Origin of the sequence: Gluconobacter sp. DsW_058 (assembly GCF_002153615.1) — a bacterium.
Classification (GTDB): domain Bacteria; phylum Pseudomonadota; class Alphaproteobacteria; order Acetobacterales; family Acetobacteraceae; genus Gluconobacter; species Gluconobacter cerinus.
Genome location: NZ_JOPH01000004.1, coordinates 1 through 16,572, shown reverse-complemented (window position 1 = coordinate 16,572; position 16,572 = coordinate 1). Strand labels below are relative to the sequence as shown.

General features: G+C 56.7%; 15 protein-coding genes. 5 read left to right on the top strand and 10 right to left on the bottom strand.

Annotated features, from left to right (window positions below; translation table 11 throughout):
- Positions 1-5: 5 nt before the first annotated feature.
- From HK24_RS02905 to pspA, 10 genes are all read right to left on the bottom strand, one after another.
- Positions 6-1,958 (bottom strand): glycosyltransferase family 4 protein, encoded by a 1,953-nt coding sequence (locus tag HK24_RS02905; protein ID WP_086633245.1) that lies wholly within the window; start codon positions 1,956-1,958, stop codon positions 6-8.
- A gap of 22 nt (positions 1,959-1,980) precedes the next feature.
- Entirely contained in the window at positions 1,981-3,624 is a 1,644-nt protein-coding gene (locus HK24_RS02900; protein WP_233126078.1) for a Hint domain-containing protein, read from the bottom strand.
- A gap of 232 nt (positions 3,625-3,856) precedes the next feature.
- A complete protein-coding gene (radA, locus tag HK24_RS02895; protein ID WP_086633244.1) occupies positions 3,857-5,260 on the bottom strand; it encodes a DNA repair protein RadA in 1,404 nt (467 codons plus the stop codon).
- Positions 5,261-5,337: 77 nt separating this feature from the next.
- Positions 5,338-5,541, bottom strand: a complete 204-nt coding sequence (locus tag HK24_RS02890) for a hypothetical protein (protein ID WP_064275240.1) — start codon at positions 5,539-5,541, stop codon at positions 5,338-5,340.
- Positions 5,538-6,326, bottom strand: coding sequence for an ABC transporter ATP-binding protein (locus tag HK24_RS02885; RefSeq protein WP_064275241.1), 789 nt, complete (start codon positions 6,324-6,326; stop codon positions 5,538-5,540). The genes HK24_RS02890 and HK24_RS02885 overlap by 4 nt, the downstream gene beginning before the upstream one ends.
- Positions 6,323-7,108, bottom strand: a complete 786-nt coding sequence (locus tag HK24_RS02880; RefSeq protein ID WP_046900490.1) for an ABC transporter permease — start codon at positions 7,106-7,108, stop codon at positions 6,323-6,325. The genes HK24_RS02885 and HK24_RS02880 overlap by 4 nt, the downstream gene beginning before the upstream one ends.
- Positions 7,109-7,156: 48 nt before the next feature.
- Positions 7,157-8,581, bottom strand: a complete 1,425-nt coding sequence (locus HK24_RS02875; RefSeq protein WP_233126063.1) for a GIN domain-containing protein — start codon at positions 8,579-8,581, stop codon at positions 7,157-7,159.
- Positions 8,581-9,786: a hypothetical protein gene (locus HK24_RS13775; RefSeq protein ID WP_086633243.1), complete on the bottom strand. Its 1,206-nt coding sequence runs from the start codon at positions 9,784-9,786 to the stop codon at positions 8,581-8,583. Before HK24_RS13775 ends, HK24_RS02875 begins: the two co-directional genes overlap by 1 nt.
- Positions 9,783-10,025, bottom strand: a complete 243-nt coding sequence (pspB, locus tag HK24_RS02865; protein WP_143412284.1) for an envelope stress response membrane protein PspB — start codon at positions 10,023-10,025, stop codon at positions 9,783-9,785. The genes HK24_RS13775 and pspB overlap by 4 nt, the downstream gene beginning before the upstream one ends.
- Before the next feature lie 25 nt (positions 10,026-10,050).
- Complete coding sequence (gene pspA, locus HK24_RS02860) at positions 10,051-10,734, bottom strand: phage shock protein PspA (protein ID WP_086633242.1); 684 nt, start codon at positions 10,732-10,734, stop codon at positions 10,051-10,053.
- A gap of 112 nt (positions 10,735-10,846) precedes the next feature.
- On the opposite strand from pspA, the gene pspF reads away from it, so the two are divergent.
- The 5 genes from pspF (at position 10,847) to HK24_RS02835 (ending at position 16,430) form a co-directional block, all read left to right on the top strand.
- Positions 10,847-11,899 (top strand): phage shock protein operon transcriptional activator, encoded by a 1,053-nt coding sequence (pspF, locus tag HK24_RS02855; RefSeq protein ID WP_086633241.1) that lies wholly within the window; start codon positions 10,847-10,849, stop codon positions 11,897-11,899.
- A 284-nt stretch (positions 11,900-12,183) separates the two neighbouring features.
- The gene (locus tag HK24_RS02850) at positions 12,184-12,864 is read left to right on the top strand and encodes a phosphoadenylyl-sulfate reductase (RefSeq protein ID WP_064275243.1); all 681 of its coding nucleotides are present in this window, start codon (positions 12,184-12,186) and stop codon (positions 12,862-12,864) included.
- Positions 12,865-12,914: 50 nt separating this feature from the next.
- Positions 12,915-13,709 (top strand): sulfate adenylyltransferase subunit CysD, encoded by a 795-nt coding sequence (cysD, locus tag HK24_RS02845; RefSeq protein ID WP_064275312.1) that lies wholly within the window; start codon positions 12,915-12,917, stop codon positions 13,707-13,709.
- A 1-nt stretch (position 13,710) separates the two neighbouring features.
- Positions 13,711-15,591, top strand: a complete 1,881-nt coding sequence (gene cysC / locus HK24_RS02840) for an adenylyl-sulfate kinase (RefSeq protein ID WP_086633240.1) — start codon at positions 13,711-13,713, stop codon at positions 15,589-15,591.
- 476 nt (positions 15,592-16,067) lie between these two features.
- Positions 16,068-16,430 (top strand): triose-phosphate isomerase, encoded by a 363-nt coding sequence (locus HK24_RS02835; RefSeq protein ID WP_233126061.1) that lies wholly within the window; start codon positions 16,068-16,070, stop codon positions 16,428-16,430.
- The last annotated feature ends 142 nt before the right edge of the window (positions 16,431-16,572 follow it).

Sequence of the window (16,572 nt, the reverse complement as noted above, 5' to 3'; positions counted from 1 at the left end):
AACTGTTAGTTCAGGACGGGTTCTGACCTGTCCTCTGGCAATGGGGGCGTCTCGATCATCACGGGCGGAAGAATGTCTTCCAGACTGGCTTGTATAGCCTTCTCGGAAAAACGCTCTTTCAGTAGCTTCCTTGCGGCCGCTATCTGAGCCTTTGCCGCAGATGGTACCAGAAGAGCAGCTGTTTTTTCCGCAAAATCTTCCGCACTGTCAGCGATGGATTTTGCCCATATCGGGCTGGACGCATCTACGAGCCCCTCCGCTGCGACGGACGTCATGACAATCGGCAGCCCAACAGACCATGCATCCAAAACCTTGCCCTTGATTCCTGCACCATAACGGAGCGGAGCGACACAAAGCGATACGTCGGACAGGGTATCTTCAAGGTTGGAGACGTGCCCTGTAACTTCTATGTCTTCGTCTGCAAGCATATGAACTGCGTGCGGCATGGCGCTCCCGATCAGGCGACAAACAAGATTGGGAATGCGGTTTTTAAGGCGCGGCAGAATGTCCAGAATGAGCCATTTTGCAGCGTCTGTGTTTGGGGCATGGGCAAAGTGAGCGACAAACGCAATGACGGGCTTGTCCTGGCGTCGCCGGGAGCGGGTTTTGACGGGAACCGCCCAAGGGACAACGTGAATATTTGCTGTAGGCACCATGCGCTCAAGACGTTCGGCTTCGATTGCAGAATGGGTCAGGACGCTATCTGCCAACCAGGCACACATGTTTTCCCGCACTTCAATACGCGTTGCTGTTCGCGCAAGTTCAGGTCGATTTTCTACTTCAGCTTGGCGGCGTAGGCGAAAGGAAGCAAGATCTGCAACGCTCCAGATCAGTGTAGCTGTTGGGGCGAAGGCGCGGGATAAGGCGGAATAGCTTTCAGCATTATTTAACCGGTGAAGGTAGATAACATCCAGCCCTGGTCCGAGGCGTTTGAGAGCTTCTTCCGGGCCAGTGAAGACTGGTGGCATCAGGCAGTCGATGCCCAGCGAGGCAAGGCGGAGATAATCCTGCTCTGAAGGTGCCTGACGGGACGGTATGAAGCAGCAATTATACCCAATCGCCTGTGTCGCACGAATATGAGACAGCAGTGCTACGGATCCAGCATCCACGGTAGGGTCGGGAACGCGGTCATCCACAAAAAGGGCGCAGGGCATGACGGATGTGACATCGTCGTGGCGTCGGTTGGCCCGGTAAGCAAAGGCACGATCATCAATACTGGCAATATCCGACCCAGTCTGCTGTCGCAGGGTCTCCGCCGCTTTTGTCAGGAACGTCAGAGCCTCCGATCTCGCCGCTGGGGTATTCAATCCTTGAAGCAGTGCGCTGAAATAATGCTTGAGAGGTTTATCCAGATGCTCGGCGGTCGGAAGGTGACAGGGCTCACCAAACCGCTCCTGACCATGGAATAGTTGAATAACGTGGTCTTGTTGCGGATCCAGCGCGGCGTCAAATACATAGTCAAAACCGTATCGGCCGGAATTCAGACCAGCGTCCCTCAGGTCTCGGCGAAACTGGTTTGCAGGAAAACGCACAGTTTGTACGCCATCAGTTACGGCTGTCAGCCAGACAGTTCTGTCTGGATTCAGCTCATCCATGATCCAGCCTGCAATATGTAGACGGTCCGCGATGTCTATCGTTCCGACAAGACGGCTGGGCTGCGGCTCAATATAAAAAGGAGAACCCTGAAAAGCACGATCCTGCAGGCTGTCACGAACGTCTATCAGGCACCCTTCATGCGGTGGCGGCTCGTGCCAGGCCCAGTCAAAAGCACAGCATCCGTCTCGGGCTACGTTTCTCAGGTCTGCGCGAAATGTTGTAGCCGCAATCTCTTGAACCAACTGGCCGTTTTGGAAAATGCGCAGGCGGACAGGTCGATCTGGATTTTTCAGATCAACCGCCCACCCAGCAATGCGATCATGGTTACAAATATCGATATAACCAGCCAGAAACTGTGGCACAGGGAAGACTTATCCTTGCAGATCAGGCTGCTTCATTCGGAAAGAGACATTTTGCATGCTCTTTCAAGCGGCTGTGAATTTGGGCGAGTTCAGGCCCATCTTCGAGACGTGGCGCGCAGTATATGAGATGCTGTCGCGGAGCATCAGGATACAGGGCTTCATATTCATGTGCGTTGTGGAACATCCCTCGGGATCTGTCATCCAGAAAGCTTTCTGAGGGTGCGCCTTCCGCAAGCAGAATGTCATGGCTGTCGAGCTCGATGTGAATATATCGGATCGTCTCCGGTTTCTGAATCTGAAGAATGGAATGATCATTGACCAGATGCAGGGCAGGAATGAGATAGCCGTTGATCAGCATGGCGTGTAGCGGAGAAACAGTCAGGTCCCGCTTTGGAAGGTTATTTCCCAAGGACCCCTTGTGAAACAGGATCGGTAAGACGTCCCGATTGCCGTAGGCAAAAAGTGGGTCATAGGCGCGACGTCCGATCCACCGAATAGGACGGGCATCCCCTGATGCTGTTAAAATCAGATCACCAATAACCAGATCTTCTACTGGCCGCTCTCCCCGAGGAGTCTGAATTAGCGTTCCCGGGCAATAGCAGGGGGTACCGTAAAGCATTTCTGTCCCGCCGGCCGAAGGAGCATTCCGAAAATAGATCGGAGATGAGAAAGCACTTGTGACAGCAATTTCTTTCACAACGGTTCCACTGGACATGACGTCCAGAAAAACCGCTGGTGTTGCGGTTTCAGAAGACGCCTGAACCGTCGCGCCGCTTGTGACATTCTGGATCGACGGAGCAGAAACAAAAACTGCGCTTAACCCGTTTGTCGAAGCAATATCCGAAAAAACAATTCCACCCCCTCGCTCTATTGTGAGCGGATCTGTCAGAACTGTGCTGGCGCCGAGGCTCACGGTGCCACCACTGCTGACTGTGAGGTGCGACAACGTGGCGCCGTTTAGTGCGGTGAGGCTTCCGCCAGAAAAGACGGTGGTATGATCGGCCGTACCACCGACTGTCATGATCGCTTCGTTGTAAACGGACGTTTTGTCTGCGTAGCCTGAAACATCCAGAGTAGCGTAGACGTGGGACGTCACATTTACACCTTGCCCCGTCTGAAAATTCCACCCGTTCCAGCTACTGGAGAAGCCAGAAAGGGTCGCGTCGACAGAGCTGCCTCCAGCCTCAATTGTGGATGCTCCGCCAAATCCGATCCGGTTGCCCGAGACTGTGCCGCCACTTTCGACAGTCTGGAATGTCTTGATGTAGCTAAAGGACTGGGTGAGGCCTGTATAACGCTGCGCCTCTCCGGTTTTTCCAGAAAAAACAGTATCGATAGCAATGCCACCGCTTTCGATGACCTGAAAAGAACTCGTGTTCTGCAGCGCATAGGGTAGAAGATATCCGGTCAAGACCGTCCCTGACGCTACTCCCCCGTTCAGGACGGTTTGGATGGCGATGTCTTTCACAATTGTGGAGACTGCTGCGCCACCAGCAATAATATCCTGCCGAGCAAATTGGGTTGTCATGCCGGCGCCAGTGCTGCCAGCGGAAAAAGCCGAGCTGCCCTGAAGCAGCATGCCATTTGCCGTTCCTCCTGAAACAACCTGTGTTGCATCAGGAGAAATGGTGCCACCGTTGACCACCTGGCCTGAGCTTACGGTCATAACGGGGCCATTTCCTGAAGGAAGTGGTGTTGAGGAGGATGTCTGCTGGCTCGCCATCTCAATACTCGCTTTCGAAGGGACAGCACCCGACAACAGAACATTCAATGGACGTTCAGTAGTCTGAAAAGAATCAGGCCGTCATGGTTCGTAAAGCTTAGACAGAGAAGGAAATAATATGTCGCAAATAAATCGTTAATTAACGATTTATTTTCTATGTGCCAGCAGGATTTATTCAGCCTGCACTGGTCTCGGTGAAAAGACCTACGAGATCTGTAAGGTGCCCTATCTCGCGTAATTTGAGGCCTGTGGGCGGCTTGACGCGAGCCGAAGCAGCGGAAACCCTTCTGGGAAGAATAGCCTCAACAAATCCCAGCTTCGCAACCTCCTTAAGCCGAAGATCAGCCTGGCTGACCTGTCGGATTTCGCCGGAAAGGCCTACTTCCCCAAAATAAGCAGCGGTTGAAGATGCAGGCTGACCTGTCGCTGCGGAGATCAGAGCTGCGGCAACGGCCATGTCTGCGGCGGGTTCATTGACCCTTAACCCACCAGCCACGTTCAGGTGAACGTCCATGTTCGCGAGTTTCAAACCGCATCTCGCATCCAGCACGGCCAGCAGCATGTTAAGGCGAGACGTATCCCATCCGACAACGGCGCGACGTGGCGCCCCGTCTCCTGCCTTGGGGGATAGCAGGGCCTGAACTTCCAAAAGAACGGGCCGTGTGCCTTCGAGGCCGGCAAACACAGCCGATCCAGCAATGTTGCCGCGTCTCTCGGCGAGGAACAGGGCGGAAGGATTGGGCACCTCCGTCAGCCCCGTATCAGTCATGGCAAAGACGCCGATTTCGTCGGTTGCGCCAAAGCGGTTTTTGGCTGCACGCAGGATGCGGAACTGATGACCGCGATCACCTTCAAAATACATGACAGCATCAACCATGTGTTCCAGCACACGCGGCCCTGCCAGAGACCCTTCTTTCGTAACGTGACCGATCAGGATCAGGGCGAAGCCGAGTGTTTTGGCCAGGCGGATGAGTTCGAATGCGCTGGCCCGGACCTGCGCCACGGACCCTGGAGAGCTTTCCACGCTTTCCAGCCACATGGTCTGAATGGAATCAATGACCACGACAGTATGGGACCGATCGTTTTCCAGCGATCCCACGATGTCTCCGACATTGATGGAAGCTGCCAGATCCAGGGAATCCAGTGTATTGCTGTCCCGGTCCAGCTCCAGTCTCTGCGCGCGAATGCGGATCTGATCGACGGATTCTTCGCCCGAGACATACAGAACCTTGTGACCACTCCGAGCTAGCGCACAGGTTGTCTGGAGCATCAGGGTGGATTTACCAATACCTGGATCACCGCCAACCAGAACAACGGATGCAGGTACAAGACCGCCGCCAAGAACGCGGTCCAGCTCTGCGATGCTTGTCGTGATGCGTGGGGGCGGCTTGGCCTCGCCATCAAGACGAACGGTTTGAAGACGCCCGGTGCTCAGCTTGCCCGTTTTGCGGGCTGTGGGTTCTGAAGTTTCCTCAACCAGCGTGTTCCATTCCCCGCAAGCTTCGCATTTGCCCACCCATTTGGAATAGACAGCCCCACAGGACTGGCAGACAAAGCGTGCGGTTGGTTTCTTGGCCAAGGGAATCTCTCTTCACATGGACTCTGGATGCTCCCGATATAGGGAGCGTTCCTGTTATGATCCAGTCAGAGAAGGCGTTAATCGTCTGTGCGGATGATGATGCGTGCCATGATGCGGGCAGCCGTCACGATCATAAGCAGGATCAGTGCCTGAATAAGGATATTCTGGCTTTTGGGCGGGTGCATGAACAGAATGAACACCATCGGCAGCGCGATGAGATACGTCAGACCAAGACGCTGCCAGACTCTGCGGGAAATGGGAGGGCGTCGGAACGGCTTCATTTGCGAAGTTCCATGGTGATCGGTCCTTCTCGGCGTCCATGCGTGAACTGGTCCACCATTGCATTGCCTGAGTTCATCAGGTCTGCCGCCAGCCCCTGCCAGACCAGTTTGCCCTGGTAAAGCATGGCAGCCTGATTGCCGATCCGCTGCGCTGAAGCCATGTCATGCGTAATGGCGATCGCCGTTGAGCCCAGCTTTTGAACACAATCCACGATAAGTCCGTCAATGACGGCCCCCATGATGGGATCAAGGCCTGTGGTCGGTTCGTCGAAGAACAGGATGTTGGGCTGTCCGGCAATGGCGCGAGCCAGTCCGACGCGCTTCTGCATGCCGCCTGACAGTTCAGACGGGCTGAGCTGCCCAACGGAGGGGTCCAATCCAACTTGCTGGAGGATTCCGCCTGCCAGTTCACGCGCCTTGGATCGGGACGGAACTGGGCCGTCACGGTCTGAGTGCTTGGCCCGAAGCCCGAAGGCGATGTTGTCCGCGACACTCATGCTGTCGAACAGGGCGGCGTTCTGGAACAGCATGCCAATCTGTCGACGCAGGATTTCCTGCCGCCCGCGCGGAGCTGTGAGAACGTTTTCGCCGTCAATTTCGATAGTGCCGGCATCGGGCTCGATCAGGCCGAGGATACACCGCAAAAGAACGGATTTTCCTGAGCCGGAGCCACCAATGATGACCATGGAGGTGCCGGTCTCGACATCAAGGTCGATCCCGTCGAGCACGACCTTGGAGCCGAACGCCTTCGAAAGGCCGCGGATGCGGATTTTGGGTGTGCTCATTGGGAGAAGAACAGATCTGTGAGGAGGTAATCAAACAGCAGAAGCAGAATGGAGGCGCCCACGACGGCCGCTGTGGTGGCTGAACCCACGCCTTCCGCACCGCCCCGACTGTTATAGCCGTGGTAGCAACCCAGAAGAGCAATGAGAAAGCCGAAAGCTGCCGCTTTAACCAAACCGACCACCACATCCATGGTCTTCAGCGAATCCAGCGTGGCCGTGATGTAGGTGGATGGTGAAAAGCCAAGTTTTGCGACTGATACGGTGAAACCGCCAAGAACACCCAGAACGTCCGCCACGATGACGAGACAGGGCAGGGCGATGGTTCCCGCCAGAAGACGTGGCGTCACCAGATATTTCATCGGGTTGGTCGAAAGTGTCGTCAGGGCATCGATCTGATCGGTGACGCGCATGGTGCCGATCTGGGCGGACATTGCGGCACCGACACGCCCGGCAACCATCAGTCCTGCCAGAACCGGCCCCAGTTCGCGGGTGACAGCCAGAACCACAATCCCGGCGATAGCGCTCTGGACGTGATACTGCCCAAACCCGACATAGGACTGCAAAGCGATGACGGCTCCGGAGAACAGGGCTGTCAGGGCCACAACCGGAAGGGAGAAGAATCCCGTTTCGATCAGCGTGGACAGGAAGATGCGCCAGTAGAACGGTGGCCGCACGAGATGCGACAGCCCTTCCAGCGCAAACATGGCGAGAGCACCCGACTGGCGGACGAGTCCGAGGACGGCACGGCCAAGGGCCGCTATGGGATCAAGAACGGCATTCACCCTTCAGCCCCTACCCTGCGCGCCCGGCTACGTCAAAGTCTGTCTTGCTCAGGCGGAGCGTTCCAGGTCCCGGAACTGGCGCTCCAGCGCGAAATCCGGGGAGGTTACGAACTGTTCCATGCGCGCCAACCTTGGCTCCATACGAGCCAGGCGGTCGTTCAGGCGCACCAGAGTATGGTTTGAACTGAAAGATGTCGTCTCCGGGGCGTGGCGTTGTTTATGACGCGCGCTCTGATCCCTGGCTGTGTGAATAACCTCTTCATACAGATCCACAGCACGGCGTGTGTAATAGACATGGGGGGCGTCACCTGCAGATGATTGTCCTCCCATTCGACGGTCAGCCATGCGTGTTTGCCAGTTTCGCGTGAAAGCGGAGAGGCCTTCAGCAATATCCGCCCAGAGAGCACCAAAAAAGGACTCCCCGGTCCGTTTGCGATAACGTCTGGCGTGACGCAGGACCAGCCAGACGCAGACCACGATCAGAACAAGACGCAGACCGCCCAGATGGTGACCACTGCTATGTTTGCCGAAAGAGCCAAGAGCCTCCCAGCCTTGCTGCGTGCCGGAATCGAAATTCACGGACTGACCAAGGCTGGCCAAAATATCTTTCGTGATCGCCTGCCCATCAATCGGTGCGGCTGCGGTGACATGCACGCCGGGGCCTGTGGTATGAACTGTCAGGTCTCCCGAGCCATAGTGGCTGCGGGATATTGTTCCTGAAACACTATCGACCAGAACGTTCCCGGAGCCATAAAGTGACAGACTGGCTGAGATGGCACTGACATGTGCTGTGATGTCGGACGAGCCGAGATCCCGAATGGAGAGGTTCTCTACTGAGCCACTCCTGAGCAGCATGTTGCCTGACGATGTCGCGGACAGCTCAGCACGAGGTGCTGTTACGAGCCCGACAAGCAGGTCTCCGCTTGAGAAATTGAGAACGTGTACATCGCCTGTCACCGTAGCAATGGAAACATTGCCGGATCCGGTCATCCGCAGATCCACGCCCGTTGCGCTGTTGACGCGTACGTCACCGCTTCCGGAAAAGCCACTAAGATGGCCGGATAGTCCAGTAACAGTGATGTCGGTCTTGTTGCCGCGGAGATGGATATTCGTCCCGGCTGGAACCTGAATTGTCGAGCTGACTTCGGTGCTGCAGGACGGGTCACTCAGAGCAAGTTTGAGTGTCTTGTCCCCGGCGGCTGTCAGGTTGCCATTGCCCTGAAGAACCTTCGCTGTATTACCCTCAACAACATGAAGATCTGTCAGGCAGGTCGGTGCCAGTTCCAGCGTAGCTCCCGTGACGGAGCTTACACTGTCTGGAGTTGGAAACGCTGGTGGCGCCGGTGGCGCCGGGGGAGCAGGAATGGCAGGGGCTGCGTCCTGAGAAAGAGCCGGGCTGATCGTTCCTGTAGCAAGCAGGAGGCCGAGGATGCTCCCTGCAAAACGTACCAGATCGTGGGATGTCTTCATCATCAGCCTCCCTGTTTTGGTGTATTGCCCTGAGGCGGCATGACCGGAGCTGTTGGCGTCGAAGGAGCAGGCGGCGGTGCCACAGTGTCCGGCAGGGGAGGCTGTGGCAGCTTCTGAGGAGCCTCCGACGGCGCCGTGGGGACACTGACTGAGGGTGTCTGCTGCGTCGGGGTGGGAGTACTTGGTGCGACGGCAGCCGGGGGTGGTGCCGCGACAACAGGAGGTTGAACGGCTTCCTGTTCCGGCTGGGCTGGTTTCTGAGGCACTGATATTGGTGGTGCAGATGTTGATGGAGCCGGAACAGTAGGCTGGCTGATCTGGGGAGACGTTTCTGTGGAAGCCGGCGGCTGAGGAGCCGGTACCGAAGCTTTGGAAACGGGCGGAGGAGCGACTGGCAGCGTCGCCGTAACGGGTGGTGCGGCCGGTGTCACGACAGTCGGCGGCGGAGCAACTGCCGCCGGAGTTCCGACATTTACCGCGCCACTGCCAGACCGAACGATCGGGCCGGAGACGCGCTCGATATTGACGGCGCCTGTGCCATTGGCTGTCACCGTTGCAACGGAAGCGTTGCCATGAACGGTGGCGGTCGCATTGTCTGACGTCACGATCGTCAGGGCTTCGATACTACCCTGTGAAACCATGAAAGAGGCATCGTTCGATAGTTGTGCAGATAGAGCGGTCAGTTGTGCAGAGTCGGCGATCAGCGTTGATGTGCCGGAAGCCACAATCTGGGCTGCCCGTTCGAGAGAGCCGATATGCACGCTGGAGGCACCATGCATGCTCAGATCAAGGGACTGCGTATTCTCGATATCCATCGTCGCGGAGTCGAGGCTGGCATCAAGGGACGCCAGTTTTCCTTTGATGATGAAATGCGTGTCATGGCTGTCATGGATCGAGACGCCAGTATAAGGCGACACACTGATCGTGACCTTACCATTGGGCGCGCAACTTTTCGTGGCGATGGAGATGCGGCTGTCCGACTCTTCCTTGCCACTGCGCATCGTCACCTGCGTTGCATTGCTGCTGTCTAAAGTAGCGCCGTCTTTCATGCCTGGGTCTACGACGATCCGCACCTGACCTGTGCAGGGAATCGCCATATCCAGATCAGATCCGGACATGGTGACGCGCGCGGCCTGAGCCGGGTAGGCAGAAACTGCCCCTGTCAGCATGGACAGCAGCAGCATGCGCAGGGCGGTGCGGGATGTCATCGTGAACTCCTAGCTCTCCAGCCCGGGATATCCTCGTCGAGGATGCGTTCGAGCTGGTCGATCCTTTCTTCCAGACGCGTAGCATGGGCCTCGGCCTGTGTCAGGGCAGCCTGCAGATGTGGGTCTGCGATGCCCTGATTAGGAAGGTTGCCCGTCCGGGCACGCAGCAGGCGCGGGCCTAGGACGAGCGCCGGGATAAAGCCAAAAAGCAGGACAAGAGCGACGATATCCTCATTCATGACTCAGACTTTCTTGCAGCAGTCATCAGGCTTCGCGCTTCTTTTCTGCAATCCGGCGTTTCAGAGTCTCGAACTCATCTTCTACAGCCGCATCCGTCTCCAGAGCGGCCAACTCTTCGTGCAGGGAGGGGCGACCAGACCGACGTCCCAGATCATAGGCCTCGGCTTTGCCTTCCAGTTCATCCAGAGCGCGCTCGACCTGTTCGAAACGGTTCAGCGTGTCATCAATGCGGGTATTGTAGAGCTTTTCACGTGTCTTGAGGCGGCCTTCTGCCGTGCGGGCACGCATGGTCAGGGTTTTCTCACGGGATTTCGCATCCGCCAGTTTGGCCTGAAGCTTCGTGATGTCGTCGTTTTGCTGCTCAAGACCTTCCGTGACCTGTGCAATCTGGCGTTCCAGCCCTTCGCGGGACTGTTCGACCGTGTGACGTGCTGAGAGCGCCGCCTTGGCCAGATCGTCCCGGTTGCGTTCGATGGCCAGTGTGGCCTTACGGTGCCATTCGTCTTCTTCATGCATCATGGTGCGCACGCGGCGTTCGAGCTGCTTGCGTTCTGCGATGGTGCGGACGGCCTGACTACGCACTTCAACGAGCGTGTCTTCCATCTCTTGAATGACAAGGCGGATCATCTTCTGCGGATCTTCTGCCGTGGCGAGAATCGCATTGAGATTGGAGTTCACGATGTCGGCGAGCCGAGAAAAAATACCCATGACGCTTTCCTTCCTGAGAACTGGATTAGAGCACAATGACCTGTCTTGTCAGCGGGCTCGTTTTGGGGATGTTATGGTTGTGACAATCTGAAGTGGCGAACGAGGCTCAGAAATGGCGAGATCCACCCAAGCGGACGAGGTTCCGACACCCATCGGGCGGGCTCCGGCATTTTTGGCGATGCTGGACCAGATCTCCCGTCTTGCTCCTCTGAAGCGCCCCGTTCTGGTGATCGGAGAACGTGGGACCGGCAAGGAACTGGTTGCGGCGCGGCTTGCGTTGCTGTCGGATCGTTGGGACGCACCTTTGGTCAAGCTGAACTGCGCGGCTCTTCCGGAGGCGCTGTTGGACAGCGAGTTGTTCGGACATGAGGCTGGCGCGTTTACGGGTGCGCAGAAGCGGCGTTTGTCGCGGTTCGAGCGCGCAGATGGCGGAACGCTGTTTCTGGATGAAATTGGCACGGCCTCCCTTGCCGTTCAGGAAAAACTGCTCCGCGTTATCGAGTACGGCAGCTTCGAACGCGTTGGCGGCAGTGAGACAATTCGCGTGGATGTGCGTTTGATTGGTGCCACCAACGCGGATCTTCCGGCCATGGCGCGGGACGGAACATTCCGCCCGGACCTGCTCGACCGACTGGCATTCGATGTGGTCAATGTCCCGCCTCTGCGAGCCCGGCAGGACGATATTCCCCTGCTGGCCGACCATTTTGCGACGCGGATGAGCGCGGAGCTTGGCCGAAAGCTTTTTGCCGGGTTTTCCCAGAAGGCTTTGCAGCGCCTGATTGACTACGACTGGCCGGGCAACGTCCGCGAACTTCGGAATGTGGTGGAGCGCAGCGTGTATCGTATGGATCAGCCTGAGCGCCGTCTGGATGAGATTGTGCTTGATCCGTTTGTCACGCCTGACTGGAGCAGCGTTATGGCTCCAGCCTCGAACGGGGAAGGTCATGTTCAGGGAAACGCTCCCCAAACCTTCCCGCTGGATTTTGCTGAGACAGTTAAAGGTCATGAACGTGCGTTGCTGGAAGCGGCCCTCAAGGAGGCGCAGTTCAGCCAGCGGCAGGCCGCAGATCTTCTGGGGCTGACCTATTATCAGTTCCGCCACCACCTGCGGCTGCACGGTCTGGCCGACAAGGAAGCGCGGAAGGCCCTGACCAAAAAAGGATGAACGCAGTTTCATACCTGGGTTCATGCATGAAGTGTGCCAGATTTTGTGGTGTAGGGATTTTCAGGAATGATACCGTTTGTGGGGTAAGTCATTTGCGGGAAATTTGACCATTAATTGGTAAATCAGGCCAAAAATTCTACTGCACTTTAATCGATGAGAAATACTCAATTAAACCATTTAATATGGTTATACAAAATAAAATAGTTGAATAATAGGTGAAGCGCGCCTATGTCTCCTTCACGTCGTGATTCTGGCGCGTGTGAACAGGGATATGGGTGCAGTAAATGCCTCTCTCACAATCCGAACTTCAACATCTTTTGGATACGCCGGAGAGTCACGCACTTGAGGAGGCGCTCGTGAGCCTGAAAGGCCGCGTCGCTGTTATTTCCTCATTTGGAGCTGAGTCGGCCATTCTTCTGGATGAGATTGCCCGGATAGACCCGTCTGTGCCGGTTTTCTTTCTGGATACACGGCGCCATTTCCCGGAAACGCTCTCCTACCGTGATGAGCTTTCCGATGCGCTCGGCCTTCAGGACGTCCGGACTATTTCTCCCTTGGCTCGGGAACTTGAGAACAGAGATCCACAGGATCAGCTCGCGGCATTCGATCCGGATGCCTGCTGCGCCCTGCGTAAAGTGGAACCTTTGGAGCTGGTGCTTCCGGAATTTGATGTCTGGCTGACCGGGCGTAAGCGCAGTCAGGCCTCAACACGGGCGGCTCTTCCCATTGTGGAACCACAGCCGGATGGCACCGTGAAGCTCAACCCGCTTGCGGGGTGGGGCATGGAGAAAATTGAGGCAGAGATGCGTCGTCGGAACCTGCCGCGGCATCCTCTGGTTTCAAAAGGATACACTTCGATTGGTTGTGCGCCTTGCACACGGCCGGTGGGAGACGGAGAAGACGGGCGGGCAGGTCGTTGGGCCGGTCTGACCAAGACAGAATGCGGCATTCATCGGCCGGCATGAACATGGAGCGGACAATGACGCGGACACAAACCCTGGCGGAACCGCGCGTCATGGATGATCTTGACCAGCTCGAAGCTCAGAGCATTTTCATCCTGCGTGAAGCCTATCGGAAACTGAAGCCCCTCTCTCTGCTGTGGTCCCTCGGGAAGGACAGCAACGTCATGGTCTGGCTGGCGCGCAAGGCGTTCATGGGGCGCGTGCCGTTCCCGGTCATGCATGTGGATACCGAGAAGAAATTCCCGGAAATGTACGCCTTTCGGGATGAATACACCAAGAAGTGGGATCTGGATCTCCTTTTGGGGTACTGCCCGCCAGTCGAAGAAATCGATCCGTCCCTGCCGCCCGCTGCACGTTCCGCAGCGCGCAAGACGGCGGGTCTGGCGGCAATGATCGACAAGCACAAGCTGCGTGGCGTGATTGCTGGTATTCGCCGTGACGAGCAGGCCACACGTGCCAAGGAGCGCGTGTTCAGCCCGCGTGGCGCCGGTCATCGCTGGGATGTTCGCAATCAGCCGCCCGAATTCTGGGACCAGTACGCCACGCCGTATGAGGACGGCATGCATATTCGCGTGCATCCGTTGCTGGCATGGCGGGAAATCGACATCTGGCGGTACATCGAACGCGAAGGCATCCCCCTCGTGGATCTGTATTTTGCCAAGGACGGTAAGCGTTATCGCTCTCTGGGTGACCAGGACATCACAAGCCCGATCGAGAGCAATGCCACGACCGTAGCCGAGGTGATTGCCGAGCTGGAAAGCAGCAAGACATCCGAGCGCGCCGGGCGTGCCATGGATCATGAATCAGAAGACGCATTCGAGCGTCTGCGCGTGGCGGGGTATCTGTAAGATGGGTGACATTATCGCAACCCAGGAACTCTCTGGGGCGTATCGCGCGGCCGCCACGCCGATCGTGATCGTCGGGCACGTCGATCACGGTAAATCCACCCTGATTGGACGTCTGCTTTACGATACGGACAGCCTTCAGGACGGCAAGCTGGCGCAGATCGTTGAGAGCAGCCGCAAGCGTGGTCTGACGGTGGAGTGGAGCTTCCTGCTCGACTCCCTTCAGATCGAGCGCGATCAGGGCGTGACGGTTGATTCCACGCGTATTCCGTTCCGTCTGGGCTCCCGTGAGTTCGTGATTGTAGATGCGCCGGGCCATCGCCAGTTCCTGCGCAACATGATTACGGGTGCCGCCGATGCCGAGGCCGCCGTTCTGGTTGTGGATGCTCAGGAGGGGGCGCAGGAGCAGACGCGGCGTCATGCCATGCTGCTGCGTCTGATCGGGATCCGGCACGTCATTGTGCTGCTTAACAAGTCCGACGTTCTGGGCTTCGACGAGGCCAAGATCGTTCAGGCTGAGTCTGATGTGCGTCAGCTGCTTGGCCGTCTGGAAATTGAGGTTGAGGCTGTTGTTCCAGCGTCTGCGCGTGATGGTGACAATATTGCCAGCCGTTCCGAGCGATCTGCCTGGTACAAGGGGCCGACGCTGATTGAGGCTCTGGCCAATGTGCCGCCTCCGACGTCCCGTCTGTCTCTACCGTTCCGGATGCCGGTGCAGGACGTTTATCGCTTTGATGGCGTGCGTTACGTCGCCGGCCGGATCGAGCGTGGCACTGTCCGTGCGGGCGATCGTCTGGCAATTGGTGCTCAGGGCCAGATCGCAACGGTTGCAGAAGTCTGCCGCTGGCATGCGCCGGAACTGCCGGTTGCTGGTGCGGGTGAATCCATTGCGCTGCGCCTGGAGCCGGATCTCGTGCCGGATCGTGGGGACCTGCTGTTCCCGGCAGATGATAAAGCGTCAGCACCAGAGCGTTCTGCCCGTATTCGCACGCGTCTGTTCTGGTTGCGTGGTGAGCCTCTTCGTGTTGGGGAAAGCTTTACGCTTCGTCTGACGACAGCAGAGCATGATGTGACGGTGGCGTCCATTGATGCGGTTGTCGATCTGGATGACCTGACATTGCGTCAGGGCGATGAGGTCCCGCCGGACGGATTTGCTGAAATCACGCTCGCTGCTTCTCACGCCGTGTTGTTTGACCCGTTCTCTCCGGGAATGGGCGATGGACGTGGCGTTCTGGTCGATCGTCATCAGCGGATTGTTGGCGGCGCACCGCTGATTGGTCCTGCTGAACTCGAAGACGGTGTTCATGCGATCCACCCGACGGCCAGCCGTATCTCTGCTGTCCAGCAAGCTCAGACGCGTGGTCATAAGAGTGGCGTGTTCTGGCTGACGGGCCTCCCAGGCTCCGGCAAAAGCACTGTGGCTCGTGCCGCAGAAGTGTCTCTGGCGGGACAGGGTGTGAAAGCCACCGTTCTGGATGGAGATACGTTACGGGCCGGACTGTGCAGCGATCTGGGCTTCTCGCCGGAAGACCGTCGCGAGAACATTCGTCGTGCGGCGCATGTCGCAAAAATTCTGTCTGAGAGCGGCCAGGCTGTCGTTGTCGCGCTGGTCTCGCCCCTTCAGGCAGACCGTGATCTGGCGCGCCAGATTGTAGGTGAGGGCTTCCACGAGATTTTTGTGGATACTCCTCTGGAAACCTGCGAACAGCGTGACCCCAAAGGGCTTTATGCTGCGGCACGTTCGGGAAAAATTCCACAGTTTACGGGTGTTTCAGCGCCTTACGAAGCTCCATTATCTCCGGAGCTGCGCTTGGGAGCTGACCGGACGGAAGCAGAGACTGTCAGTGAATTGACGGGCTTTGTGCTTCGGGTTGTGCAGCCCTGATTGCAGATAAATAAAATGAATTGAGAAACGGCGGGCTTTGTCCCGCCGGTTTTTTTTGCTCAAAAGCCTCTACCTCACGGTGCGCGTGTCACGCGATCCCGATCACACGGTTTGTCCTGTTCTCGAAAGAGAGGGTGAATTGCCTCATTCTGTGTTGATCGTTTTTAAGCCAAAATCTGGCTGCGTAAGTAGGTGATGAATACGTCTTCTGACCCGTAACCCCACATAGACATCACATAAAAAGTAACATTTATCACTTATTTATGTGATGAAAATCCGTGGAGCAATCGGCGTCGTTTATCACGCATAATACCCAATTATATCAGATAATTATGTATTAACGGCCTTTGCCATATCCGTAAAACATCATTCTGAATCCCAGTGGTAACAGTCTTTTTGTGACGAAATCCTCATTGATGAAGTTATTTATAACATTATAGTTGTTACTAATCGGGTGCTCAAATCGGAGATGGACGATGGAGCGTGACGCTATCTGGGTTGGTACAAGCTGGAAGATGAACAAGGGGCCTGCGGCATCTGTCGCGGCCGCGAACGAGCTTGCACGGATGTCTTTCCCGGCAGCTATCCAGCCGTTTGTCATCCCACCATTTACGTCTCTAAAGGATGTCTGTGACAGGCTCTCAGGAAGCCGTGTGGCAGTAGGTGCACAGAACATGCACTGGCAGGACGAGGGCGCTTGGACCGGAGAAATTTCTCCGACCATGATTTCGGAATGTGGTGCGGAACTGGTGGAAATTGGTCATTCAGAACGCCGGACCTATTTTGGAAAAACGGATCAAACCGTCAATCTCAAGGTGGAGGGATCGAAGAACCGTTGATTGATGTGCTTGGCCGGTAATTTCTGGCTTTTGGCGATTTGATTGACGGTTCTTTGGGTCACTTTTGATCTGCGTTTTGAGCAGATCGGGGGGGGCTCCCGGTGGATGACTACGCGCTCGCACTCAATCTTTCGAGGAAGAG